The sequence below is a fragment of the Cupriavidus sp. LA-1 genome (genome assembly GCF_055385985.1).
The window spans coordinates 284,647-308,814 of the sequence record NZ_AP031390.1; the positions used below are offsets into that span (position 1 = coordinate 284,647).

Sequence of the window (24,168 nt, forward strand, 5' to 3'; positions counted from 1 at the left end):
GTCAGTGCCCCCCCAGATAGGCCTTGACCACGTTGGCGTCGCTCATTACATCCTTCGGCTTGCCATCGGCGATGATGCGTCCGGCGTCGAGCACATAGACATGGTCACATAATCGATTCACGAAGCGGATGTTGTGCTCGATCAGCAGGATGCCCATGCCACCGGCCACCAGTTCGAGGAAGATAGCGCCGAGGCCGCTCGCCTCGACGTCGTTCATGCCCGCGACGGGCTCGTCCAACAACAAGACCGATGGATTGCTGGCCACCGCGCGCATCATCTCGATGCGGCGCTGGTGGCCATACGCCAGCGAACCGGCCGGAACATGGGCGAACCCTGCCATGCCGAAGCGCTCCAGCAGTTCCATCGCGCGCACGCGCATCCGCGACGACTCGCGCAGCGAACTTGGCAGACCCAAGACTCCCGCCAGGATCGAGGAGCGCTCGTGCCGGTGGAAGCCGATCAATACGTTGTCGAGCACCGATGCTTCGGCCAGCAGGCGGATGTTCTGGAAGGTGCGGGCGATGCCCTTGCGCACCACTTGCTGGGCAGTCGCCGCCTCAATGGGCTCTCCATCGAGGCGGATGGTCCCCCTCGTCAGTTGCAGCATTCCCGTGATCAGGTTCACCACGGTGCTCTTGCCAGCCCCATTGGGGCCGATCAGTCCGGTGACCTTGCCACTGGGCACTGTGATCGACACGTCGGCCACCGCATGGACGCCTCCAAAATGCTTGGAGACCTGCTCAAGTTCAAGTGCCTGCACTATGCACCTCTTCTTTGGCTTGTTCGCCACGCTTCGCCTGCAAGCTGCGCAAGTAGAACATGAAACTATCCCCCAGCCCGTGCGGCAGATAGTTGATCATGAGGATCAGGAGAAGGCCTGTCACCAACGGCCTGTAGTCAGCCAGCGGGCGGGAAATCTCGGGGAGCAATGCCATCACGGCCGTGCCGATAATGGGCCCCGCAAGCGATGTGCGTCCGCCGAGCACGATGGCCGCAAGGGTGGCAATCACCAGCGAGAAGCCGAACTGCGCAGGATCCACGCTGTAGGAGTACAGCGCCAGCAGCCCGCCGAACATCCCTCCGATGGCACCGCTGATCAAGAACGCGGTTCCTTGGTAGCTACGCACCGACACGCCCAGGCATGCCGCAACGGTCTCGTTTTGCCGGATGCTGTCGAACGCACGGCCCACACCGGAGCGGCCGATGGCAGAGCACACATAGACGACCAGCGCAACGGCCACGAGCAGATTCCATGTGGTCGTTATCTTGGGGACATTCTGGTATCCCGTGGCGCCACCCGTGAGGTCTTCGAAGTAGAGAATCAAGGCATGCAGCACCTCCACGAAAGCGATGGTCGCGATCGCCTGGAAGATTCCTCGCAGCCTCGCCAGAGGTATGGCCAGCACCGCCGCACAGGCCGCTCCCGCCAGCGTGGCCGCAACCACCGCGCTGAACAGGTCGAGGCCTTGTCGCGTGACTAGGATCGCCGCCGTGTATGCACCGACTGCCGCATACGCCGCGGTGGCCAATGAGAAGCAGCCCGCGCGAAGCACGATCTGCTGACTGTACGCGAAGCCCAGACTGATCAGGAAGAAATCGAAGGCTGGCTGGTAGGAAAGCCACATGTCCATCATGCCCTCCCCACACTGCGCGCATGCAGCGCACTTCCGAAGAAGCCACTGGGCTTGACCAGCAGCGCCACGAACAGCAGCGTGAAGATCACCGCGTCCGACAGTCCCGGTGGCATGTAGGCCACGGAGAAGGTCTGGACGAGGCCCAGCACCAGGCTGGCGACCACCGCGCCCACCATGCTCCCCATGCCTCCCAGCACGACCACCACAAATGCATACAGCATGTAGCGCTCTCCCATCATGAAATGGATGGAATTAAATGACAAACCGATGAGCACACCGGCGATTCCCGCCAACCCCCCCGCGATCAGGAAGGTCTGCAGGTAGACCAGTTGGGGATTGATACCCAGCAGACCGGCGGTCCGCTCATTGATGGCGACAGCGCGCACATCGCGACCGAAATCGGTCTTATAGAGATACAAGGCCAGTAGCAGCAGCAGCGTGGTTCCCACGATGGTCACCGTGAGCTGCAGCAGCGACAGACGCCCCCCCCAGAGTTCGAAGAACTTCACCGGAAAGGTACCGTATGGAAAGCGGAATACCTGGGTCTGTGTCAGCTGATGTCCCACGGTCACGATCACCAGATTGGCACCGATGGACGAAACGATCGCCGAGAACTCGGCATTTGCCTGCGTCAAATGCGCGCGCAACCGCTTGAAGGCGACCAGATCGACGACCACCGACAGGATTCCAGCCACCAGCATGGCGAGCAGTGCCGCCAACCACAGCGGTAACCCCAGCTCCACGGCATAGTAGGCAACGAGGGCGCCCGCCATGAACACGCCACCGTGGGCCAGGTTGAGAATCTTCTGCACGCTGAAGATGAGGGTAAACCCCATCGCAAATAGCGCGTAGACGAACCCAGTAATGAGCCCGTTAAGCAATTGTTGCCAGATCATGCGGACCTCTCGCAGAAGAGAAGATTGCAAATACCGCGCGCCCGCGGAACGTGGGCGCGTTCTTCAAAACGCCACCGACCACATCAGTTCGCGCGAACGAATTTGCCGTCCTTGACCGTCAGCAAAACTACGCCATACCGTGGATAACGTCGCTCGTCGAATGAAAAAAACCCATCACCCACGACGACCGGCACCTTGGATATCTTGAGCATGGCGTCGCGCACACGCTCGCGCGTCGGTGCCGGACCAGCGGCCTTGAGTGCTGCCAGGACCACCTGCCCAGCGCTGTAGCCCATGGCTTCCCAATTGCCCGGCTCACGACCTTTCGCGGCCCGATAGTTCTTGACGAAGGTGCGCCCCATATCGTTATTGCCGCCGGGCAGCCAATCGCCGTTGAAGGTCACGCCTTCGACGGCCGCTCCGCCGAGACGCAAGAAATCCGGAGTGGCAAATGCCGAGATGCCAAACACATGCGTCGCAGGGTTGAGGCCGGCTTGGCGGATCTGCGTCAGCAAGTTGGTTCCCACTGCTGGAGGCATGACCAGAACCAGGCAGTCCTGCGCCGCACGCGTGGTCAACTTGACCGACAGGGCTGCGAAATCGCTGTCGGACTGCTTGACCTTCTCCTCGGACAAGATGTTCACGCCGCGCGCCTTCAGCAACTCCGCAAAGAGTCGCGCCTGACCGACGTAGGCTTCACTGTCGGAGATGGACACCAGAGAGCAATTCTTCACCCCCTTCTTTTCCACCGCATAGGTGACAATGGGTGGTATGCCAGTGTTGAAGCCCTGTGCCTGTGTCATGGCCCACGGGCCTGCGCCATGCGCCTCGGTCGAATTCGTGACCGTGAACATCGGGATTTTCAGGTCCTGCGCGGCGCGGGCAGCCGGTCCCCCGATGGCGCCGGTGGTGGGACCGACGTAGAGAAGCACCGAGGGATCTGCGGCGTGGCGCGACAATAGCAGCATCGCTTGCGCGCGATCACTGGCATCGTCTTCGACGACCGCCTTGACGGTGTTGCCCGCCCCCAGCACACCGGACTTGTTGGCTTCGTCGATCGCCATCAACAGGCCATCGCGCACCGGTCCGCCGATGAAGCTGACCGGACCCGTGATCGACTGGGCAATCACGATCTTGTACTCCGCTGCCTGCACTGCCAACGGCTGCAACGTGGCCGCGGCGGCGGTGAGGCCCAACCATGCCCAGAGTCGGCTGCTTGTGATGCCGCAGATCTTGCTTCTCTTTTTCATGCTTGTCTCCTACATTGCAAACGATGTTATCTAGTCGCCGAGGCTTCCATCAGGACGGGAGGGGAGATGGAATCGGGAAAATACGTCCCGGCGAACATCACTGGGAACGGTCGATGCCGCGACACCGCGGCGCACACAAGGGTGTATGTCTTCATGCGGCGTCCTTGTCCCTGAGCCGCACCATGAGGCTGCCGCGCTTGACCACCTCGCCAGGCTGTACGAGCACGGCATCGACTGTACCGGCGCGCGGGGCGGTGACCTGCATCTCCATCTTCATGGCTTCCAGGATGACGAGCACGGCCCCTTGGACAACGGTAGAACCCTGTTGCACCAGGACGCGCGCAACCATGCCTTCCATCGGCGCCACGGGCTCGACCGCGGCCGAAGGCCGCCCCGCGCCGGCCGCAGTCGAGCGCCGCACGCCAGCGCGTTCAATTCCCTCTGCGAGCGGTTTGCGCGCCTTTCCGGGAACCACCACTTCGATAGTCCCGTTCGAAGTGTCCAGGCTGACACGGCGTTCCGTGACCACGGCGCGCAGCGGCTCGGCCGCTAGCGGCTCCTGCATGGCAGCCACAGGGACGGGGCGCTTCGTCGGATCGGGCCTCCAGTCACGCTCCACCGAGCCGGTGTCATGCTGCACGCCGACGAAGGCCGGTTCCGCCAACACCTGCTCAATGTAGGATGCGTTGGTCTGGATACCGGGCACCACCAGAGCGTTCAGCGCGCTTCCCAAGCGCCTGCTCGCCAGTGCGCGGGTGGGCCCCCAGGCCTGCACCTTGCCGAACATCGAGTCATAGTGGCCCGGCACCGTGTCGCCGGCCTCGGTGGCGAAATCCAGTCGCAGCCAAGGACCCAATGGCAACCGAAGCGCGCCAACCGGTCCGGGACAAGGCATGAAACCCGACCACGGATCCTCGGCTGTGATACGGGCCTGGATGGCGTGGCCGAAGAGCCGAACGTCCTGTTGAACGAAATCCAGCGGCAGACCCGCAGCCACCCGCAACTGGCACTGCACCAGATCGATGCCCGAGACGAGTTCGGTCACACCGTGCTCGACCTGCAACCGCGTATTCATCTCCAGGAAGAAGAACTTGCCGCTGGCACGGTCAAAAAGGAATTCGACCGTCCCGGCGCTCTGGTAACCCACGCTTGCGGCCAGCCGCACGGCGGCATTCCGCAATTGCTGGCGCACATCCTCCGGCAGGTCGGGCGCAGGCGCCTCCTCGATCATCTTCTGATGGCGCCTTTGTACCGAACAGTCACGGTCTCCAATGTGCACCACGTGGCCATAGGCGTCGCCCAGCACCTGTACTTCGACATGACGCCCCCGCTCGACGTAGTGTTCCAGGTAGATCTCGGCGCGGCCGAACGCGACGTTGGATTCCCGGGCGGCATCCTGCAGCGCCGTCTGCAGCTCCGATTCCTCGCGGACGACGCGCATGCCGCGGCCACCACCTCCGAAGCAGGCCTTCACGACCACCGGATAGCCGATGGCCTTCGCAACACCACGGGCAGCGTCCAGATCCTCCAGTGCCCCGTCCGATCCCGGCAGCACAGGCACCTCGGCACGCACCGCGGCGGCGCGTGCCGCGACCTTGTCACCCATCATCGCGATCACCTCGGGCGACGGGCCGACGAAGACCAATCCAACGGCCAGCACGGCGGCGGCGAAGTCAGCGTTTTCGCTCAGCAGCCCATAACCGGGATGCACCGCCTGCGCGCCGGTGCTCTTGGCGGCGGCAAGAATCAGCGCGATGTCCAGGTAGGACTCCCGTGCGGGGGCCGGACCCAGAAGTACCGCCTGGTCCGCCAAGCGCACGTGCAGAGCGCCCGCATCCGCTTCGCTGTATACCGCGATGCTCCTTATCCCTGCTTCGCGACAGGCTCGAATGATGCGCACGGCGATCTCGCCGCGGTTCGCGATGAGCAGCGATTCGATCGGGAGGTGCTTTTCCACGGGGGATTGGCTCATGATTCTCAGTACAGGGTATCGAGGGCTTCTTCGTCGTAGGGCACGAGTTCCGCCTCGCGCCCCTCGTGCACCTTGCGCGCCCAGGCGGGATCAGCCAACATGCCGCAGCCAACGGCGAACGGCCGGAAGAGGGAATCCGCGTGGTGCCTCGTCATGCCGTCCAGCTCCGCACGGGGCGCGGTCCCGCCTCGCCCCAGGCAATGTCGATGCTCTCGACGATGACGGCTCGAGTCTGGGCGGGCTCGATGACATCGTCCAGCGACAGGTGCGCCGCTGCCTCCCAGGGCTCGGACTCCGTAGTCCATTCCTCGATGAGCTCGCTGGCCAGCCGCTCACGCGCGGCCGGGCCTTCCTCCGCTTCCAGCGCATCGAGCCGGCGGCGATAGACCGTCTGAACCCCGGCCTCCGGCGCCATGAAGCCCATCTCGGCACTGGGCCAGGCGAACATGAAGTTCGGATGCGTGGGTCGACCGCCCATGGCAAAGTGCCCTCCTCCATAGGCCTTGCGGATCACCACGCCTACCTTGGGCACCCGCGCGTCGGCAATGCGCGACACGAGACGCTCGTAGGCGCGCAGGATGCCGCCCCGCTCGGCCTCGGTCCCGATCAGCAGACCAGGCACATCGTGCAGGAACACCAACGGAATGCCGAAGGTATCGCACATGTCGACGAAGTCATGCTCCTTGCGCAGAGCGTGGGGATCCAGTGCGCCTGCGCCCACCATCGGTTGATTCGCGACGATGCCAACGGGATGACCCTCAATCCGTGCCAGCACCGTCAGCAGGCTCGGGCCCCAGTCATTGCCCCACGGAAGGATGCTCGCCTCGTCGGCAATCGCCTCCAGCACGCGATGCATGTCGTAGCCCGTCTTGGATCCCAGGGGAACGATGCGGGCGAGTTCCTCCGGATCCACGGCCGGTGCGCGCGCGGGCGCCACCGGCGCCGGCATGGCAGCATTTGACGGCAGGTACGACAGGAATGCCGCGATCGCTTCCATCGCCTGCGCCTCGGTATCGACCGCCATGTGCGCATTGCCCACCGACATGGCGGCCTCTGGCCCACCCAGTTCCTGATCGCTCACCTCCTGTGCGATCGCCGCGGACACCACCGACGGCCCGGATAACGCGACCGTCCCGAACTTGACCATGACCACGAAATGTGCGGTGGAAGCGTGCAGCGCCGAATCGCCGTACGAGGGGCCCAGAATGGCGGCGGCTCGCGGGACCGGCGGCTGCCCCTCTGCAGGCTTGATGAACGTCTTGAAGTCCAGCGGCAGCACGCTGAAGCGCCAGCCCATCACATCGGGAATGCGTCCGCCGTCGGCGTCGCACAGCAAGACCAAGGGAAAACCCGCGCGTTGAGCGTGTTCGATCAGACGCCCCTGCTTGCGCATGCTGGTGGGCGCCGCGTCCGCCGTTTTGTCAGTCGGATTGTTTTCTCGCCGCCAGATGGGGATGAGGCAGCCCAGCGTGACCTTGTTCGCTTTCGGCTCTGGCCGCTCGGCTGCGGCTAGCGCACCCAGAGATGCCGCTTGGTCTGACGTCGCGGCAACCTGAGCGGCAGGGAGAGGTTCACCTCGCCTTAGGCTGAACTCATCCTCAAGCTGGACGGCAGCACGAAGCGCGAGACGGGCCGCCAAGGGGCGCTCTTTGGTGCGGAGGCTGTAGATGATCTCCCGCTTGCCATACACGGCAACGAGATCAACGGGGATTTTCTTGCGGAAGTAATAGACGCCTTGGCGGCGGGTGATGTGCATCGCTGGCTTCCTGTCGGTGTAAGTTACACGCGGAAGGTGCAGCGGTGTATTGGTGTCTCTTAGCGGATTCCCCAGCCCCCTCAAGGGCTGGGGTCCACATTCGCCATTGCTGGCGGAGACGGAGGGATTCTCCCGAGACCAAGCTGGTCTACGACTACGTGCGCGGCGCCGCAGAGCGATTCGCGACCAAAGACGGTATCGAGATCCACCTGCCACTGGCCGCGTGATGCCGCAACAATCCACTCCCTCACGGAAGATGATCATGCGATACGACGGGTTCCAACGCACCGGGCCCAGTCGGCGTTTGTCGCTACCCGATGGCCGGCGAGAATGGCCGACGGCCGCGTAACCGACGTTCGCATGTGCCGACTTTGGCGACGCGCGATCGCATCCTGCGGCTCAAGACCGGCAAAAGAACCGGCAAGAGAACCGGCAGTTCTCTAAACAGAAGTGCGCCGTGTATGGATTCTAAGTTGTTGTATATAATATGGAATTGCTTCACACTGATCCGGTTAAGGAACCGGCATACTTATTCCCATGTCCGCGCCAAGCACCGCCATCGATGTGTATGACAGTCCGCATCACTTTGAGCCGCTTCTGCCTCAAAAGCGGCTGGACGAGCTCGTTGAGAAAACACGGACTGTGTTCGAAAAGGCACATGCGCTGAGAGGCGCTTTGTGCCCGCCGGCGCGTGAGGCTGTGCGCGAGCTCGTGCGTGAGATGAACTCCTACTACTCGAACCGGATTGAAGGTCAAAGCACCCATCCGGCGAACGTTAGCAAAGCGCTGCAGAAGAATTTTTCGGACAATCCCGAGGTTGCCCAGCGCCAACGGATCGCGCTGGCCCATATTGAAGCCGAGCGCGAACTGGAGTCCGACGCCGAGCTTACCGAGGCGCAGGCGCTGCGCAGTGACTTTCTGCTGCGGGCGCACGCGAGCCTGTATGGGCGGCTCTCAGAGGACGATCGGCAAACGCCGAACAATCGGATTGTGCAGCCTGGCAAGATCCGAGACGAGGAGGTTTCGGTCGGCCGACATCACGCACCGGCCTTTGCCTCGCTCCCCCGCTTCCTCGCCAGGATGGACCAGGTGTATGGGCGTGTGCAAGGCGTTGACGCCCTTCTCTACACCATCGCCGCGGCACATCACCGCACCGTGTGGACTCACGCCTTCATTGACGGCAACGGCCGCGCAGTTCGCCTTCAAACCCACACCGCACTTTGCCGACTGAGCGGCGGCCTCTGGTCGGTGAACCGTGGCCTCGCTCGCAACCGCGACACCTACTATGCCATGCTATCGAACGCCGACATGGCGCGGCAGGGCGACCTCGATGGGCGGGGCAATCTCAGCGAGAAGATGCTCTGGGAATGGTGCAGCTATTTCATCGACCTCTGCGATGACCAGGTCAGCTTCATGACCCGCATGTTCGACGTCCAGGGTTTGCGCGATCGGGTGAAAGGCCTCGTGCTTGTGCGCAGCCAGTCATCAGACTATCGGCACTACCGCTCCGAGGCCGTGCTGCCCCTGCTGCATGTACTGCTCGCAGGGAGCGTGTCCCGGGGCGACTTCGCACAGATGACCGGGCTAGGTGAACGCGTCGCCCGGAGCGTGATCTCACAGTTGCTGAAGGACGGCATTCTCGTGAGCGACTCACATCGTGCAGACCTTCGCATCGGCTTTCCGCTCGATGCACTGAGCATTCTCTTCCCAAACCTGTATCCCGAGGCAGCCGTCGCCAATCTGGAGTGATTGACATCGTCTCAGGGCTCAGTCCGGATGCTCTTAAGTGGCCCGCCCCCCAAGTGCCCTCGTTGAAAAGGTCATCCGGAATGGTGTCCCCTCCAGCGTTGTGGATGACCTCCAGCGCGAGGAACGCATCGAATTCGGGCTCGTCAGCGGGATGGCGGATCGTCTCAGGATAGCGCTCGCCGAATTTCGTGCGCCAGTGCACAAAACGTTGTACGCCGGCATGCCAGCGTGCGATCGACGCGTTCCGGCAACGACCGCGGTAATAGGCGCCGTGCTGCAACGCTTCCTTGCGCAGCAGTCCGGCAGCGTAGGCCGCTTCGAGTGCCTTTAGGCTCGGATTGGGTGGCGGGCTACGCAACATGAAATTTCCAGATGTGAAAAAGGGATGGGGCGAATACGACCCGGGCCGTTAGCGAAATGGCCGAGCCAGACATTGGATTGGCATCCTAGATGATCGTCGTCATGCAGGCTCAGCGATGACATGAAGCCGCACGATAGGCTCGAGCGGCAGAGTTTCCGTTCGGATCCCACGCTCGCATGCACTGGGAGCGACCGAGCGAAACGAGATGCTAAAAGCCGCAAGCGTAGGCATTGGCTCGCGCATCGTGTAGCGCGTGGTGCTCGCCACCATACCTTAGAAAATATTCCGCCCGGCGTGCGGCGTCGAGCTGACCACCGATATTCTCGAAGGCCCAACCGCCAAGCAACCGGCCGTTCAGCAGGAAGCGCAGCATGTCTAGGTCTACTGTATGGTCGTAGCAGAGAACGGACGTGGACGCGGTGGGAATGCCTGCGACCCAGTCGCGCAACTCCTGACTCGGGTGATCCAAAATCATCGCCCTACCTTCGAATCGACCGAACTGGGGCACCACCACCGCTCGAACAAAGTCACTACAGCGCGCTTCGCTGTAGTCCGTGCGCTCACCGTAGAACTCAGCCCCATTCTCTCCAACGATGGCGATACTGAGTACTTCAGGCGCCTGGAAATCGCTGAATTCCGTGTCAATGAAATAGCGGTTACGCGAGGAAACTGAGCGCGCGCTCAAGCAGACCGTTACGCCCGCGTCGGCCGTCGCGACGTCGACACTCGAGCTCGGCGTCGATATCGGCCCCGTGGAATCGGTCGTGCAGCTCGGCCCGGCGCCGTCCGTCTCCAGCCTGAGGCAGCGCCTTGGCCGTTTCGGCCGGCGGAAAGGCACATCCACGATCCTTCGCTGCTACGCGCTTGAGGCGCCGTTGGATGCCCGTGCCGCCCTGCCCGACCGCCTGCGCGAGGACCTGGTGCAGCTGTGATTGCCCAGATCGACCTCCTGTTGCATCGCTGGGTTGAACCACCGCGATTGGGCGGCATGCACCTCTCGACCACCCCACCCGAGCGTCATCGCTCTCTCCTTTTTCCGCCCGTTGTGGCAACAAGGAGAGCACATGCAACAGCAAAAACTTCGCCGACAAATGGCGATGATTTCCCGAAACATCGAATCGGCAATGGAATCCGCGTTCCGGGTGTATTATTTCCTCATGGCAAAGTTCATCGCAGCCAACGGTCGTGAGGTACTGAAAACCGTCACCGAGTCCGGTGTAACGGGCTACATCGACTCGTCCATCCCCGCCGAAGTCCTTCCAGCCTGGCGCAGGCAGATCGCCGAATCGCGCGCTCGCAACTGCCGCGAACTCGCCCACGTGCTGGACGACGCGGATCGCAACTCAGGCATCAGCCCTGCTGTCTGACGGAGACACTGCATGGACGCCTCGCAGATTGTGCGAGGTGTTGTGCTCAAGTGTCTTTTCCCTTACGACAACGATCCCCATCAGCCTGACCGGAAACCCCATTACTGCCTCGTAGCGGATGTCCTTCGCACTGGGAGATCAGCATTACGTCGCGCTTGCCTATCGGACTTCGAAGCTGGATGAGGACCTGATGCGAGCGCATCGGGGACTGGTACTTAGTATCGACTCGGCACACCTGAAGGGCTCCGCTCTTCCAGGCCCGTCGGTCACTTCGTTCTGGATCATGTCGCCCTGGTTCCGCTCAACAAGGATTGGATCGACTCGGATTCCCGAAGACGTCGTCCATGTAGCAGTGGCAGAGGCGCTCTATCACCCGGAGCCCGTGGCAATGGCTGACCAGGACAACAACCCCTCCGCGGCGCGCGATGAACAGTGGCTTGAGTTGCTGCAGCTGCACCGCAGTGCCGTACAGCAGTCCGATATCGACATCTCGGACCTATTTGAGCAGCGGCTACGTGAATATCGCGAGCGCTTGCTGGCCGGCTCGCAGCAAGAGGGACCGCTTACCCCTGAAGCAATCTTGGGGTATGCCGCCATGCATGGGCTCATTTCCCAACGCCGACAGCAGTGGCGAAGGGTGGCGTGATACCTGATAGTGCGACCGATCATCATCCCAGCGCCATCATCGGCGTAAGCGCGAAATGCGATGCATGCGATCACTGCTGGACACCGCGTGCACACAGTTTCAGCGATCTCGTAGTCGATGACGAAGCCGACGAACGCGCCTCCGCTGGTGCTGAGAGCGGGGAGAAGAACGATGCTTGATCGCGACGCCCTGTGAAATCTGAGCATCAAGCTGGGGATCGCACGTGCAGAGGCGCACGCGCCGCAGTTCGATCAGGCGCAGGTAGGGATGCTGCTCGAGTTGGTGAACGCTGCTCTGGCCACGGCTATCCATCACGTTGCACTGGGCCAGGGAGAGGAGCGGGCCATCACAAGCCTGCTGACGCCCTGTGGACTCTTGGTCCGGGCGCTGCGCGTGGTCGCGCGCACGTCGCTGATGGATATGGCCAAGCATACGCGGCTCAAGCCGTCGGATCTGTCCGCGCTCGAGCTGGACCGGACCAAATACACGCAGGAGCACATGGAGCTGGCAGCCAAGTATTTCTACCGGTTCGGCCCTATTTGCCACTATCCAGGCCAGCCAAGAGCACCGGCAGGAGGTGCTATTCCGCAATGCCCCACCGGCGCCCGCCCGCCAGAGAACACATTGTGCCCCATAATCAACTTAAAGACCGCCTAAAGCGACGTCCTCGCGGCGACAGCATCACATACCCCCCTTTCTTAGCTGCAAACGATACATTTGTTGTGCAGCTAATCTATTAGTTTTTGCTAATCTATGAATAATGCGCCGTAGTTTGCTGCACAGCAAATGTAGCCATTTTCGCTAACGTACCATGAACAAATCCGCGCAGAATCAGCTGGCAAAGAACCGCTCGGCATTCAAGGCCGAGGTCGCCGCCGCGCTCGGCCTTGCTTTGGCAGAGGCCACGGACGGGCGGATCAGTGTCGCTCACGTCGAGCCCAACCCCGCGAACGGCCCAAGCCTGGATCTGGCGCTGGAGTTCGATGCCGCCGGCAAGTCCGTAGTAGTCGCCGTGGAAGTACTACGCGTCGCGTACCCCCGCGATGTACAAAGAGCCGTTTGGAAACTCTCCGAATATAAGCTCGCTTCGGAGCGCCCGCAGGACCTTATCCTCCTGGTAGCCGCCGAATCACTAAGCCCCGGGGCCAGAGAGCAGCTTCGCAAGCGCGGAATCGGCTATTTCGAGCGTAATGGAAACCTGCGTCTGAACTGGCGCAACTGGCTGATCAACGTTGAGCGGCCAGACCTACCGCCAGCGAGGAAGGAAACCACCTCACTATTCACCGAGTCGCGGGAGATGGTCGTGCACGCGCTCCTGGTCAATCGGAACAAGTGGATAGCCGGAAACGAACTCGCAGAGATGTCAAGGACCTCGCCGTACACATCCTCCAAAGTACTTCAGGAACTTGAGCGGCGCGAGTGGTGCGAATCCAGTGGCGCCGGCCCGACACGTAGGCGCCGGCTGACAAAACCAAAGCAACTGCTGGAAGCGTGGGCAACGGACTGGACGAAGCGCAAAGAAAAGAGCACTCGCTGGTACGCGTTCACGGAGCGGCCGCACATGCTGCTTGAGCACCTCACGGACCGGATCGATAAGGCCGGCGTCTCGTTCGACTGGGCATTCACGGGTGCGGCCGCCGCGAACGTCTACGCTCCTCTGCTTACGAGCGTAGACACCGCAGAGATCATCGTCCCGCCAGGGTGCGCCGAAGAACTAGCTCGCAAGATCGGGCTGAAGCCAGCCGAAAAGGGGGCGAACATTACCTTCGTTGAGCGCGACGGTGCCAGCCTCCTCTTTCGCGAAGGCCTTCCGGACGACCTGTCATATTTCGCGAGCCCATTCATCCTCTATCTCGATCTGCTCGACGGACGAGGCAGAAACAAAGAACTGGCTCAACACGTTCTTGAAGAACTGGAGCTATAGATGGCTGGAATCAAACCCGCCACTGCGGCGGGATATCGCCCCGACGTTACTGCAGCGTGCGAAAGTACCTTGCTCACCCTACTCTGCGCGTTCGGCAGCCTCAAGGGCACCCTGCGCCTAGTGAGCGGTCTGGTACCACGGTATCTAACGCCGGAAACTCCACTGGATGTGCCGGCGCATGCAGGGACCTCGGACGTCGACGTTGTCTTGAATCTTGCGGTGATCGCTGATGGTGAAGGCTATAGCACGTTGGATGAACAACTTGCTGCTCGCGGATTCGAGCGCCACACTACCCATAACGGAACCCGATCGTCGTGGCAATGGAAGCGCAAGGTTGATGAGCATACGCACGTGCTTGTCGAGTTCCTTCGCGACGCGGGCACCGACCAACCAGGCAAGCCAGTCACCGTCGATGGTGAACGTGTTTCGGCTCTGGTGACGTTTGGAGGAGTCGTGCACGACTGGTATGGGGAGCGGAAGGTCACCGGGCAACTGCTGGACGGTGGCGGCATCTCCACCGAAGAGGTTCGATTCGCCGACGTGCCTGCTTTCGTTATCCTGAAGGCATTGGCACTCGCCGATCGTATGGGGAACAAGGATGCCGGCGACCTCATTCACGTGCTCCAGTACGGTGGAACAATCGATGCGGTCGCAGAACTCTTCGTTCAACGGCAATTGTCCGACGCTCACCCGGCGCGATCGAGGCAGGACTCGCGGCGCTGCGTAGCCGCTTCTGTGATGACGCGGACGGCGAGGGGTACGCTAATTTTGGATCGGACCTATCCGGAAATTTGTGTACGAGGCATATCATGAGAGGTAATGACCATGGATATGCCGATGAAGAAGAAACGTACGGTGGCGTCTCAGGCAGCGGCCCGCGGGCCGCTGCCTGCTTTGCCTGACGGCTTGCTCGACGAGTTGGTTAAAGGGCCGATGACGCCTGGCGAGGTCCAGGATCTGATGCTGGCGTTCAATAAGGCCATCATCGAACGGGCGATGGGCGCCGAGATGAGCATGCATTTGGGCTACAAGCCAGGCGAGCCCAAGCCGGCCGAGCAGTCCAATGCGCGTAACGGTCTGAGCGGTAAGACCGTGATCACCGACCGCGGCCCGGTTCGAGTGGAGCTGCCACGCGACCGCGATGGCAGCTTCGATCCAGTTCTGATCCCGAAGCATGAGCGGCGCTTTACCGGCTTCGATGAGCGCATTATTGCCATGTACGCGCGCGGCATGAGCGTGCGCGAGATTCAGGCGTTTCTGGCCGAGAGCTACGGAACCGAAGTCTCCCCGGACTTCATCAGCTCGGTCACCGACGAGGTCATGGCCGAGACCATCGCCTGGCAGAACCGCCCGCTCGAGGCCATGTACCCGGTCGTGTTCTTCGACGCGTTGCGGGTCAAGATCCGCGGCGACGGCATCGTCAGCAATAAGGCCGTGTATCTGGCATTGGGAATCCAGGCAGACGGTCAACGCGATGTGCTGGGCCTTTGGGTCGAGCAGACCGAAGGCGCCAAGTTCTGGCTCAAGGTCTTCAATGAACTCAAGAACCGAGGCTGCCAGGACATCCTGATCGCGGTGGTCGACGGCCTCAAGGGATTGACGGAGGCCGTTGCCACGGCCTATCCCCGCACGACGGTGCAGACCTGCATTGTCCATTTGATCCGCAATAGCCTGGACTACGCCAACTACAAGGACCGCAAGGTGCTGGCCCAGGCGCTGCGGCCGATCTACGGCGCGGCCAGCGAACAGGAGGCCGGGCAGGCGCTGCAGGACTTCGCCGACGGCCCGTGGGGCGCCAGGTATCCGATGATCGTGCAGTCGTGGCGACGCGCCTGGGAGCACGTCATACCGTTCTTCGTGTTCCCGCCCGAGATCCGGCGCGTGATCTACACCACGAATGCCATTGAGAGTTTGAACATGCAGTTGCGCAAGATCATCAAGACCCGAGGGCACTTCCCGTCGGATGAAGCTGCGATCAAGCTGCTGTGGCTGGCGCTGCGCAACGTGCTGGCCAAGTCCGTTCGCACGACCTATGACTGGAAATCCGCCATGAATCAGTTTGCTATTCTGTATGGCGAGCGATTTACCGCCGCCCGAGGCTGACAGAATTCAAAACCGCCTCGCACACAAAAATACGGACAGGCCCTTTGGATCCGTGGCCTACGCTAAGTTCCACGTAGTCGACGCCGATGATGACGAGGATGAATTGGTGTCTAAGCAGCGCTTCGCCTCGGGTCTCGTCCAAGCGCTGCTCGATCGAATCGAGGTCCGGCTGGCGCAGCACGCTTCCGGGGTTTGACGCACCGCTGGATGAGGCGCACCACCCGATAGGCAAGTCCGTTGGCCCGCAGAAACGGGTTCCCATTGATCGACCACGCGGCGAGAGGGTGGCCATGTGGATGCCCACAGCCAACGCGAGTCGATGCACATCCATGGCGTTGCGCATAACAATGCCGGCCACTGCGCCGGCTTTGTTCTTCTTGGGGAAGCCTGTGTTAGCTGCCCTAGCGCCGCAGATGCTGAACCAGCATCAAGAGACGATAACCCGCACCTGCCTGCCCTGGCCAGCCTTGCCCGCCGCTAAACAGCGACTCGTTCGGTTGAGCGGCGTCACCGTTCAGCGAGTGCCTCCCGCGTCGACAGCCCAAAGTGCCGGTCTGCGGGTGGTAGACCGACTTGCATTCCCATTGCCACCGGTAGCCTCGAAAGCCCAATGATTTTCATAGAGTATGCGCAAGTTAAGAACGATTTTCAGATACTCGCAGGTTGTGTTAAAGCGGACACCTACACGAACACAGTATGAGGATCTGAACGATGAAGGCAAGACGAACCACCATCCAGCAACTGCCACTGACCGAGGTTGTTGACTGCGAAACTCCAGGCGCGACGCGGGTCAGTATCACTACGTCCGAGGGCGGCACCATCTATCACACCGTTCCGCTCGCAGACCCCGACACCGGAAAGCGGCGCGACGGCCGCCCGCAGTGGATCGCAGGCACCTTCTCTCTCTTCCCTGTTGTCCGGCTCGCTGATGGCGCACCGTGGGCGGAGGCGAACGTCTGGCTCATCGATATGATGGAGTCAAAGCCGTCGCCCAACATGCTGACATTCGCGAGCATCGCAGATGACCTTACGGCGTTCCGTCGTTATCTGGATGACGAAAGCATCGACTGGCTGACGTTTCCCGCGAACAAGCGGCAACGTCCGACCTACCGCTATAGCGCCTCGATCAAACTAGCCGTGCAGGCAGGCGAACTGTCTCCGGGCGTAGCAAAGCGCCGTATCGGCGTTGTGGTGCGCTTCTATCGCTGGCTCATGACCGAAGCAGGCTTCAAGCCTGGGAACGCGCCATGGATCGAATCTGATCGTCTCATCGAGTTTAGGGACCAGAAGGGTTTCGGCCGTGTGATCGAGGCAAAAACCACTGACTTGTCGATCAGCGGTCGGCGCGTAGAAGACCCGTGGGACGATCACATTCAGGACAGCGGTCGCCTGCGCCCGCTTCCCTCTTCCGAGCAATCGGTGCTGCTTGAATCGTTAGCCGCGCTTGGCAACACCGAGATGACACTCGTTCATCTGTTCGCGCTACTGACGGGCGCTCGCATCCAGACGGTCCTGACTGTGCGCGCGAAACACGTGATGCGCAAGCCAGGCGAGTTCCACGGCGACGACATTCGCCTTACCTGCGGGCCGGGCACGGGCATCGATACAAAGGGCGGTGTCAAAGGCGTGTTGCATTTGCCGCGCGATTTCTACGAGCGGCTGTACATCTACGTCCACAGCGATCGTGCGCTCAAGCGTCGCCAATTGGCGGACGGCGGAGATCACCCGGATCAGCCGCTCTTTTTGAGCCATCGCGGTGCGCCGCTTTATGAGGGTCGCGAGTCTCGCAGCCCGGCCAGCACGGGCCGGCAGGTGCGTCGCCACGTCAAGACCGGGCAGGCCGTGCGCCAGTTCATCAAGGACGAACTGTTGCCCAGGATGCGCGTGCAACTCGGCAAGCCGAAGTACGAATTCAGCTTCCACGACCTGCGCGCGACCTTCGGGCTGAACTTGGTCGACGCGATGACAGCGAATGAGATGAAGTATACGCGGGCGCTCGATCAGTTGCGGCAGTTGATGTGGCACGCGCGGCTGGCTACGACAGAGGGCTATCTCAGCTACCGCGAGAACCGCAAGTTGTTCGACGCTGTGCAGGACGGTTGGGGCACACACCTATCGACGCTGGTCACACGCGTCCTCGATACCGGGGTGGCAGCATGAAACGCAGGTACGAGGAAGTGTGCATGCCGCTCGCGGAGGGCACGACGCTGCTGCATCCCGAGCGCGCACTGCTCAAGTGGGAAGACATTAGGAACCGTTCCGATATTGGGCAGATCTGCTACTTGACTCGTGACACATCGAGTCAGCAGCGTACGCGACACACTTTCGACCATACAAGCTTTAGCAGCGAACGCATCAAGATCGTACGCCATCTCGTGACTCTGCTTTCTGCACGTATGACCCTTGGCGCGATGCGTTCGACGACGATCTACATTGCTCTGCGCGGCGTACTTGAGTTCGTCAACTGGGCCGACAGGCAGGGCTTGCACCAGGTGCTCTGTGATGAACACGCTACGGCGGATGCAGTTCATCGCTACTTCCGTGAGAAACGCGAGCAGGTCTCGCTGGGCAACCTGAACAGAAATCCCGTTGCCAAGAGTCAGCGCAATCTGCTGTCGACGCTACGTGAGTTCTTCAGAAACGACGAATTCTGCGCCGATGCGAGGGTGCTGCACCGCCAACAGAATGCTTCTGTGCCGACTGCCGCGCCTGACGCCGAGGCACAAGCTGCCTTGCTCTCGTGGACAGACGCGCTATTCATCAGCATCAGCACGTTGGTACTGGACTTCAGGCCGTACCCGGTGCGCGTGACCACAGCGCGAGGAGAGAGCCTTTGCCTGGTTCCGCACACGCACGACCGTACTGAAGGCGAGGACTCCCATGGCTTGCTTGGCTGGAATCTGGAGACAGGGAAGCCGCGCACTCGGGAAGAACTCTGGACGCGTATGGCTCAAGCGGGAGATAAAGATCCTCGTCAGCGTTCGTGGGCTATTTCTAGGTTAACGGCTAAAAATCTTACGGCGGCGAACGAGAACGCGCAGTCACCCATTCGTCGCTCGCACGCTTCGATGGCGGCACTTTGCTTCGCCGCGCTGTTTCTGGCCGAAACGGGCGTCAACCTCGCACAACTGACGGCCATGAAGTGGAGCCCGAAGCTTGCCTCGAGCCTGCAAGATGCGTCGGTTGTTCGTCAGACGTTTCGCGAGGTCAAGTACCGTGCAGGCGGGAAGGATGTTACGTTCACCGTCTCGTTGGGTTTCATGCCGAAGCTCAAGGCGTATCTTGAGTTGCGCGAATATTTGGTGCAGGGAGTAGATCGCGACGCGTTGTTCATCGTAGTCGGTCACCATGCACAACTGCGAAGGTTAATGGATCTCCCAACTCAATTTCTCGCTCAACTCTACAGTCGACTAGACACGCTTGGGATCGTGCTGCCGCGCGTTAGCGCCCGTCAGTGGCGTGCGGCGAAACAAGATTGGGCGGTGAGCAACCACGGCCCTGTCGTCGCAGCCAAGCTGATGGGGCACTCCCTGGATACGGCGCTGCGCTCCTACTCGAACGGCACGGACGCCGCGCACAAGGCGGAGATGGGTGCGTTCCTCGCCTCGGTCGAGAAGACCGTGCTGAATCCTGGTAACGATCCGGCGGGCAGCGTCAAGAGCGGCGTGGGTATCTGTATCGAGTTCCAAAGGCCTGTGCCGATCGCGGCGTCGGTCACCATTCAGCCTGACTGCCGTTCGACCGAGGGATGTCTCTTCTGCGACCAGTACCGCGTGCATGCTGACACTGCAGACATCCGCAAGCTGCTGAGCTGCCGTCACTGCGTCAGGCTCGTGAGTGGGTCTGCTGGCTCAATTGAGCAGTACGGCAGATCGTTCGGCGCGGTGCTGCGGCGCGTTGAATTCCTGCTGGAAGAACTGCGCAAGCGCGACGCCGCGCTGGTCAGTCAGATCGAGCAGGACGTTGATGTTGAAGGGAACTTGGATGCTTTCTGGTCGGCCAAGCTTGACCAGCTTTACGAATTGGGAGTGGCATGACCAACACGCTGATCGCGCCGATAGCTGCGCGCCCCGAATGGTATCGGGTCGAGGATGATACGGTCGTCACGCGCGACAAGGCTGGGAACGCTGTTTCGCTGTTTGGTGACGGCGCTTGGGACATCCGTGCATATACGATTGGACCGCGCCGGACCAATATCCATTTCAGGGGGCACCTGCCTGACGGCGTGAGCCGTGCCCTTTCAGATGCGAGCACGCGTCAGTGGAAGCAAGTGATGTACTTTTTGATGCACGAAGCGACCGATACGGTACCGGCGTCTAGTACGCTTCAATCTAGCTCAGTTTATCTGAAGGAATTCACGCTCTTCGCCGCCGAACGGCAGCTCACGCTCTACGAGGGGCTATCCAACCCCGCCCTTGTTCTGGACTACGCGGCCCAAGCTGGGATGGAGATGAAGGCCGTACGCCTTCACTCGATCCTCGTGAAGCTTCACCGTCTGGGTGTCAAGACCACGGGGCTGCGCGTGCCGCTGGCCCAACTGCACAAGCCGCTACTCGAGCGCTTCGCGCAACGCGCTGAAAGCTCACAACACCCGGTCATCCCGACGCGGATCTACCAGCGCTTCCTGTCGACCTGTGAGCACGACCTCGGCGTTGCTGAGGGCATCGCTGACGTTCTGTCGGATTACCTCGCACGGGTATACGCCGGCGAGAGTCCAAGCGCTTCTGCTGCACTGGTAACAGCTGCTGCGCACTTCCAGTGCAAGGACTCTCCCTACTTCGTATCATCGCTTGTGATGTCGATCAGCGCACTATGCCAGCTTGTCATCTTGTCGTTCACTGGCATGCGCACGATGGAAGCAGAGAACTTGCCGTACGACTGCCTGAGAGAGATCCGTCTGGATGGTGTGACGCACTACACCATCGAGGGCGTGACGACCAAGATGTCGGGAGGGCGTCCCAAGCGCGCATGCTGGGTGACCAGCCCGCTCGCTGCTCGCGCCGCCAGGCTTGCACAACGACTGTCTGGCGAGGCGCACCGTGCGTACGGCGCGAAAGGCTACGCGAAATCGACGGACGGTTCGCACCTGCTGTTCTGCCGGATGGGCCTGCGTCGTGGGTACGTGGCGAACCGGGCGGCAAGTACCATAAATAATGATGTCGAAACCTTTCGTGAGCGCGTCTTCCCGAAAATCACGCTGGAGGACATCGCTGAACTGAAGCGTGTTGATCCGCACCGCGCGTGGGAAGACGAGCCGAAGTACGCGGTCGGGAAGCAGTGGCCATTCACGCGCCATCAGCTTCGCCGCACGCTAGCGCTGTACGCGCACCGCAGTGGTCTCGTGACGCTGCCAACGCTCAAACGTCAGTTGCAGCACATCACGCAGGAGATGAGCATGTACTACGCTCGTGGCTCGGCGTTCGCGAAGGGCTTCGTCGACACCGACAAGACGCATTTCGCCAAGGAATGGGCCGAGTCGCAGGGGCTGTCTGAGTACCTTGCGTATGCCGAACAGGTGCTGTTTTCTGACGAGCGGTTGTTTGGCGGGCACGCGGCGTGGACGCAAAGCCGTGCCGTGCAGGTGTCGCCTGTGTCGGTCTACTCGCGCGAGCAGACGGTCAGGATGTTCGAGAGGGGCGAACTGGCGTACCGCGAGACGGTGCTCGGCGGCTGTGCCAGCATTGAGCAGTGCAAATCGACGCCACTCGACTGGATGCGTCTGGACTGCCTTGAATCGAACTGCCGTAACCTTGTGGTCGTGCCGTCGAAGCTTGGGCGCGTGATCAAGGTGCAGAAGGCTACGGTCGAGAAGCTACGCGTTATCGATAAGGGGAGCGTCGAATACCGTATCGAGGCACGGACGCTGCAACGACTGCTTGACGCGCAAGAGAAACTGATCAACTTGGAGGCAGCATGAGCGACACCATGACCGACTACCACGCCGCCCTTGAGCGGCTGAAGATGCGCAAGGGTGCGCGTATCAACAACGACACCGTGGCGATCGAGGCCGGTCGTAAGAAGGGCAGCATCAAGAAGTCGCGTCCGCAGTTCGCCGAGTTGATCAAAGCGATCGACGCGGCCAACGCAGTAGCCGCGCGCCCGAAACTCGAGCTGACAGACCGTTTGAGCCGCGCGAAGGGCAGCGCAAAGGATCTGCAGGCACAGCTTGACGAGTCGATGGCTCGTGAACTCGCACTGCTGCGTCAAGTGTTCAGGCTGCGCAAAGAACTGGCCGCGTTGCGTGGCGGTAGCATCTTGCCCTTGCAGCCGCGCTAGATCGGGGCGGGCGTCTTCGCTTGAAACGGGGGCTTGGGGCAGCTTCGCCTGGGTCGGGCGTTTTGAGTGTCTCGACTTGGTGTTTGGGAAACGTATAGGCTCGGCCTACGGTAATGCGAGGATTGCGGAGAGGGATGGACACTCCGACGGGCATTCTGTCCACTTTTTCTGCTAATCTGATGGACGCCCCACAGCCTACTGGTTCCTGTATTTTCAAGGACCTAGCGGGTGTCCATTGTTTTTCTCTTGCGCGTAACGATGGCACTCATGGGTACAGGACTGCGATTCTCAGAGGAGGCATACGCCGCGCTGCTAAAGCGAACAGGATCGCGTGCGGCGTCCGCGCCGGCCGCCAAAACACCGAACACCGTGCCCACGCTGCCGAGGCCTCAAGACCGCATGCTCGCGCTCTGCAGACTGCCCCCCCCGGCGAGATGAACCCGACCGAGAGGGCATATGCTGAACATCTCGAGTTGCTCAAGCAGGCTCCTGAAGAATGTCCTCGAACACCAGGGTGCGCCCAGCCAGATCAATGCGCTGATCGATGCGCCCGACATCTTCCATCTTTTCCCGACAGCGAGCGCCCTAGAAGGCAGCGACCCGCAAACACCTGCGTTAGCCTAGGTAAGCTTACGCACGTATTCGTCGAGGAACGATACTAGTTTGTCCCGGCTCTCCCAAGGGAATCAGTCTTAGCAAATGTCATTCTTTCTAAGAATGACAAATGTCAGTGTGTTTTCTAATCCCCCCTCTTGCCGGAATCCGGTGCCGGGGGCCTGAAAAGCACAATTCTGTCGTTGAGCTGCAGGTCCATTTGTCGTACGTCTACCAACGCTCCAGTCTGGCGCCGACCCGGTCTCTCTTGGGGGTTACCCGTCCGCACACCAGCCTGCGACGGCGTCCCGATTTCGCGCGGGACCGGCCGCGACTTGGCGGATTGGGCCTGGCGTTGCTCGGCGCTGACCTCCCGCGGTGGGCGGCGAAAGCCCTCGAAGCGACCATAGTACGAGCTCGTGACCCCCGGCCTGCTATGTCCTAACATTTCGCTCACCTGGCGTTGCGCATGATCCAGATCCGCTGCGGCCATCTGCTGGGCCGTCCCGCCCAATGTCGGCGGCACGAACGGCTTCTCCGGATTGGTCATGGCGGCGTTCTCTGCAAACTCGGCACGCAGACCGTGCCCGCTGACTCCCGCAGCAGCTCTCGTTAAGCCAATTTCCTCCATGCGACGCACATACTCCTTGAGGTTGTACTCAAGGGTCGCGGGTTTGCCGAGGCGCGTTGACTTCCAGCCCATCGCGTCGCCCTTAGGCATGCGTGCCTTCACGTAATCCAGCACTTCGCGCTGGTAGCTGTTCGTGATCGGCACAATCCGTGCCCGCCCACCTTTCGGCCCAGCGTTAGCATAGACGGCTAGGTAAGTCCCGTGGTCGCACTTCCACGGCTTGAGCATCAGAACTTCCTTGCGGCGCAGACCGAACGCGACCGCGAGCCTAAGCATCAGCCCAAAACGCTCGTTGAGCGCATCCGCCTGGGTAATCTTCTTGTCGATGTTAATGCCGTTGCCCGTCCACGATCTCGACGCCATTTGGCCGGTCTTGCGCTGAAGCTCTGCTTTTGGAACCTCCGGCAGGTAGTCCTGCAACCCGCGCACAATCTCCTTCTTCCCGATCCAGGTCGAGAATTTGCGCAACACCGAGAGTTCATTTTGCATCGTGGCAACGGCTCGACCCTGCCGGTGCCAATGGTGCACGAGCGCTTCAATATGGCGCCCACCGAGATTGCGAGGGTTCTGGATCTTGAACCCAAGCCCGGCAAGCGTGCCGAAGGCAGCGAAGAGCACGGAAGCAGTCAGTTCTCGCGTGCGGTGCGAGGCGACCTTTCCATTCACGCGGATGCCAGCATGCCGATCCACGATGGTCTGTAGTTCCCTCCGCCAGCCCCCAGGGGTATCAGTCCGCCTTGGGGGGGGCGCGTCTTGTAATACGAGTGCGTCCATACCAGCCTCCATAAGTTGCCCATCACACAATGTTCACGCCTCGCCGCGTTCCTTGCGCATCGTGAAATGCGCGCCCGTTCTCGCCGGGTTACCACACCTGCTGTAGCTTTTATGGGGCATGAGCAAGCCCTTCTTAAAAATGTGCGTTTATGCCGCCGGCTCCCACTACAACCTTTACCACTCAGCGACACCCCGACGCTCACGCTAATCGGGTCTCCCTCCCTTGCGGGATGGA

21 protein-coding genes and 1 pseudogene are annotated in these 24,168 nt (G+C 61.2%); 13 read left to right on the forward strand and 9 right to left on the reverse strand.

Going from position 1 to position 24,168, the window contains the following annotated elements; all coding sequences use genetic code 11:
• Position 1 precedes the first annotated feature (1 nt).
• The 7 genes from ACZ5MJ_RS35530 to ACZ5MJ_RS35560 all read right to left on the reverse strand — a co-directional run bounded on the left by ACZ5MJ_RS35530 (position 2) and on the right by ACZ5MJ_RS35560 (position 7,508).
• The gene (locus ACZ5MJ_RS35530; RefSeq protein ID WP_464227505.1) at positions 2-760 is read right to left on the reverse strand and encodes an ABC transporter ATP-binding protein; all 759 of its coding nucleotides are present in this window, start codon (positions 758-760) and stop codon (positions 2-4) included.
• Entirely contained in the window at positions 747-1,634 is an 888-nt protein-coding gene (locus ACZ5MJ_RS35535; RefSeq protein ID WP_464227506.1) for a branched-chain amino acid ABC transporter permease, read from the reverse strand. The genes ACZ5MJ_RS35530 and ACZ5MJ_RS35535 overlap by 14 nt, the downstream gene beginning before the upstream one ends.
• Positions 1,631-2,530 carry a branched-chain amino acid ABC transporter permease gene (locus ACZ5MJ_RS35540; protein WP_464227507.1) on the reverse strand — a complete coding sequence of 300 codons (900 nt, stop codon included), beginning with the start codon at positions 2,528-2,530 and terminating at the stop codon, positions 1,631-1,633. Before ACZ5MJ_RS35540 ends, ACZ5MJ_RS35535 begins: the two co-directional genes overlap by 4 nt.
• Positions 2,531-2,613: 83 nt before the next feature.
• Positions 2,614-3,780, reverse strand: coding sequence for an ABC transporter substrate-binding protein (locus ACZ5MJ_RS35545; RefSeq protein ID WP_464227508.1), 1,167 nt, complete (start codon positions 3,778-3,780; stop codon positions 2,614-2,616).
• A 151-nt stretch (positions 3,781-3,931) separates the two neighbouring features.
• Complete coding sequence (locus ACZ5MJ_RS35550) at positions 3,932-5,752, reverse strand: acetyl/propionyl/methylcrotonyl-CoA carboxylase subunit alpha (RefSeq protein WP_464227509.1); 1,821 nt, start codon at positions 5,750-5,752, stop codon at positions 3,932-3,934.
• Positions 5,753-5,757: 5 nt separating this feature from the next.
• Entirely contained in the window at positions 5,758-5,907 is a 150-nt protein-coding gene (locus ACZ5MJ_RS35555) for a hypothetical protein (protein ID WP_464227510.1), read from the reverse strand.
• Positions 5,904-7,508 carry a carboxyl transferase domain-containing protein gene (locus tag ACZ5MJ_RS35560; RefSeq protein ID WP_464227511.1) on the reverse strand — a complete coding sequence of 535 codons (1,605 nt, stop codon included), beginning with the start codon at positions 7,506-7,508 and terminating at the stop codon, positions 5,904-5,906. The genes ACZ5MJ_RS35555 and ACZ5MJ_RS35560 overlap by 4 nt, the downstream gene beginning before the upstream one ends.
• Before the next feature lie 537 nt (positions 7,509-8,045).
• Between ACZ5MJ_RS35560 and ACZ5MJ_RS35565 the strand changes: the two genes are divergently transcribed.
• Positions 8,046-9,257 carry a Fic family protein gene (locus tag ACZ5MJ_RS35565; protein ID WP_464227063.1) on the forward strand — a complete coding sequence of 404 codons (1,212 nt, stop codon included), beginning with the start codon at positions 8,046-8,048 and terminating at the stop codon, positions 9,255-9,257.
• Between the two features lie 569 nt (positions 9,258-9,826).
• Here ACZ5MJ_RS35565 and ACZ5MJ_RS35570 read toward each other — a convergent pair.
• Entirely contained in the window at positions 9,827-10,303 is a 477-nt protein-coding gene (locus ACZ5MJ_RS35570) for a 3'-5' exonuclease family protein (protein ID WP_464227065.1), read from the reverse strand.
• 34 nt (positions 10,304-10,337) lie between these two features.
• Here ACZ5MJ_RS35570 and ACZ5MJ_RS35575 point away from each other — a divergent pair.
• The 12 genes and pseudogenes from ACZ5MJ_RS35575 to ACZ5MJ_RS35630 form a co-directional block, all read left to right on the forward strand.
• A pseudogene (locus tag ACZ5MJ_RS35575) lies at positions 10,338-10,550 on the forward strand (hypothetical protein); the annotation flags it as partial.
• Between the two features lie 132 nt (positions 10,551-10,682).
• Positions 10,683-10,985: a hypothetical protein gene (locus tag ACZ5MJ_RS35580; protein ID WP_464227066.1), complete on the forward strand. Its 303-nt coding sequence runs from the start codon at positions 10,683-10,685 to the stop codon at positions 10,983-10,985.
• Between the two features lie 388 nt (positions 10,986-11,373).
• Positions 11,374-11,631 carry a hypothetical protein gene (locus tag ACZ5MJ_RS35585; protein ID WP_464227067.1) on the forward strand — a complete coding sequence of 86 codons (258 nt, stop codon included), beginning with the start codon at positions 11,374-11,376 and terminating at the stop codon, positions 11,629-11,631.
• A 267-nt stretch (positions 11,632-11,898) separates the two neighbouring features.
• Entirely contained in the window at positions 11,899-12,288 is a 390-nt protein-coding gene (locus ACZ5MJ_RS35590) for a hypothetical protein (protein WP_464227068.1), read from the forward strand.
• 154 nt (positions 12,289-12,442) lie between these two features.
• Entirely contained in the window at positions 12,443-13,555 is a 1,113-nt protein-coding gene (locus ACZ5MJ_RS35595) for a type IV toxin-antitoxin system AbiEi family antitoxin (RefSeq protein ID WP_464227069.1), read from the forward strand.
• On the forward strand, positions 13,556-14,368 hold the full coding sequence (locus ACZ5MJ_RS35600) for a hypothetical protein (RefSeq protein ID WP_464227070.1): 813 nt from the start codon (positions 13,556-13,558) through the stop codon (positions 14,366-14,368).
• Between the two features lie 18 nt (positions 14,369-14,386).
• Positions 14,387-15,658, forward strand: a complete 1,272-nt coding sequence (locus tag ACZ5MJ_RS35605; protein WP_464227531.1) for an IS256 family transposase — start codon at positions 14,387-14,389, stop codon at positions 15,656-15,658.
• A gap of 711 nt (positions 15,659-16,369) precedes the next feature.
• Positions 16,370-17,818: a site-specific integrase gene (locus ACZ5MJ_RS35610; RefSeq protein ID WP_464227072.1), complete on the forward strand. Its 1,449-nt coding sequence runs from the start codon at positions 16,370-16,372 to the stop codon at positions 17,816-17,818.
• Positions 17,815-19,695 carry an integrase gene (locus ACZ5MJ_RS35615; protein WP_464227073.1) on the forward strand — a complete coding sequence of 627 codons (1,881 nt, stop codon included), beginning with the start codon at positions 17,815-17,817 and terminating at the stop codon, positions 19,693-19,695. The genes ACZ5MJ_RS35610 and ACZ5MJ_RS35615 overlap by 4 nt, the downstream gene beginning before the upstream one ends.
• A complete protein-coding gene (locus ACZ5MJ_RS35620; RefSeq protein WP_464227075.1) occupies positions 19,692-21,575 on the forward strand; it encodes an integrase in 1,884 nt (627 codons plus the stop codon). Before ACZ5MJ_RS35615 ends, ACZ5MJ_RS35620 begins: the two co-directional genes overlap by 4 nt.
• Positions 21,572-21,934, forward strand: a complete 363-nt coding sequence (locus ACZ5MJ_RS35625) for a hypothetical protein (RefSeq protein ID WP_464227077.1) — start codon at positions 21,572-21,574, stop codon at positions 21,932-21,934. The genes ACZ5MJ_RS35620 and ACZ5MJ_RS35625 overlap by 4 nt, the downstream gene beginning before the upstream one ends.
• 456 nt (positions 21,935-22,390) lie before the next feature.
• Positions 22,391-22,558, forward strand: coding sequence for a hypothetical protein (locus ACZ5MJ_RS35630; RefSeq protein WP_464227078.1), 168 nt, complete (start codon positions 22,391-22,393; stop codon positions 22,556-22,558).
• Between the two features lie 115 nt (positions 22,559-22,673).
• Here the strand turns inward: ACZ5MJ_RS35630 and ACZ5MJ_RS35635 are convergent, their stop codons facing one another.
• Positions 22,674-23,933: a tyrosine-type recombinase/integrase gene (locus ACZ5MJ_RS35635; RefSeq protein WP_464227079.1), complete on the reverse strand. Its 1,260-nt coding sequence runs from the start codon at positions 23,931-23,933 to the stop codon at positions 22,674-22,676.
• Positions 23,934-24,168: the final 235 nt, after the last annotated feature.

Coding starts and splice junctions, on each gene's coding strand:
- ACZ5MJ_RS35535 (WP_464227506.1), bottom strand. CDS start 1,634: ATGATGGACATGTGGCTTTCCTACCAGCCAGCCTTCGATTTCTTCCTG.
- ACZ5MJ_RS35540 (WP_464227507.1), bottom strand. CDS start 2,530: ATGATCTGGCAACAATTGCTTAACGGGCTCATTACTGGGTTCGTCTAC.
- ACZ5MJ_RS35545 (WP_464227508.1), bottom strand. CDS start 3,780: ATGAAAAAGAGAAGCAAGATCTGCGGCATCACAAGCAGCCGACTCTGG.
- ACZ5MJ_RS35550 (WP_464227509.1), bottom strand. CDS start 5,752: ATGAGCCAATCCCCCGTGGAAAAGCACCTCCCGATCGAATCGCTGCTC.
- ACZ5MJ_RS35555 (WP_464227510.1), bottom strand. CDS start 5,907: ATGACGAGGCACCACGCGGATTCCCTCTTCCGGCCGTTCGCCGTTGGC.
- ACZ5MJ_RS35560 (WP_464227511.1), bottom strand. CDS start 7,508: ATGCACATCACCCGCCGCCAAGGCGTCTATTACTTCCGCAAGAAAATC.
- ACZ5MJ_RS35565 (WP_464227063.1), top strand. CDS start 8,046: ATGTCCGCGCCAAGCACCGCCATCGATGTGTATGACAGTCCGCATCAC.
- ACZ5MJ_RS35580 (WP_464227066.1), top strand. CDS start 10,683: ATGCAACAGCAAAAACTTCGCCGACAAATGGCGATGATTTCCCGAAAC.
- ACZ5MJ_RS35585 (WP_464227067.1), top strand. CDS start 11,374: ATGGCTGACCAGGACAACAACCCCTCCGCGGCGCGCGATGAACAGTGG.
- ACZ5MJ_RS35590 (WP_464227068.1), top strand. CDS start 11,899: ATGCTGCTCGAGTTGGTGAACGCTGCTCTGGCCACGGCTATCCATCAC.
- ACZ5MJ_RS35595 (WP_464227069.1), top strand. CDS start 12,443: ATGAACAAATCCGCGCAGAATCAGCTGGCAAAGAACCGCTCGGCATTC.
- ACZ5MJ_RS35600 (WP_464227070.1), top strand. CDS start 13,556: ATGGCTGGAATCAAACCCGCCACTGCGGCGGGATATCGCCCCGACGTT.
- ACZ5MJ_RS35605 (WP_464227531.1), top strand. CDS start 14,387: ATGCCGATGAAGAAGAAACGTACGGTGGCGTCTCAGGCAGCGGCCCGC.
- ACZ5MJ_RS35610 (WP_464227072.1), top strand. CDS start 16,370: ATGAAGGCAAGACGAACCACCATCCAGCAACTGCCACTGACCGAGGTT.
- ACZ5MJ_RS35615 (WP_464227073.1), top strand. CDS start 17,815: ATGAAACGCAGGTACGAGGAAGTGTGCATGCCGCTCGCGGAGGGCACG.
- ACZ5MJ_RS35620 (WP_464227075.1), top strand. CDS start 19,692: ATGACCAACACGCTGATCGCGCCGATAGCTGCGCGCCCCGAATGGTAT.
- ACZ5MJ_RS35625 (WP_464227077.1), top strand. CDS start 21,572: ATGAGCGACACCATGACCGACTACCACGCCGCCCTTGAGCGGCTGAAG.
- ACZ5MJ_RS35630 (WP_464227078.1), top strand. CDS start 22,391: ATGCTGAACATCTCGAGTTGCTCAAGCAGGCTCCTGAAGAATGTCCTC.
- ACZ5MJ_RS35635 (WP_464227079.1), bottom strand. CDS start 23,933: ATGGACGCACTCGTATTACAAGACGCGCCCCCCCCAAGGCGGACTGAT.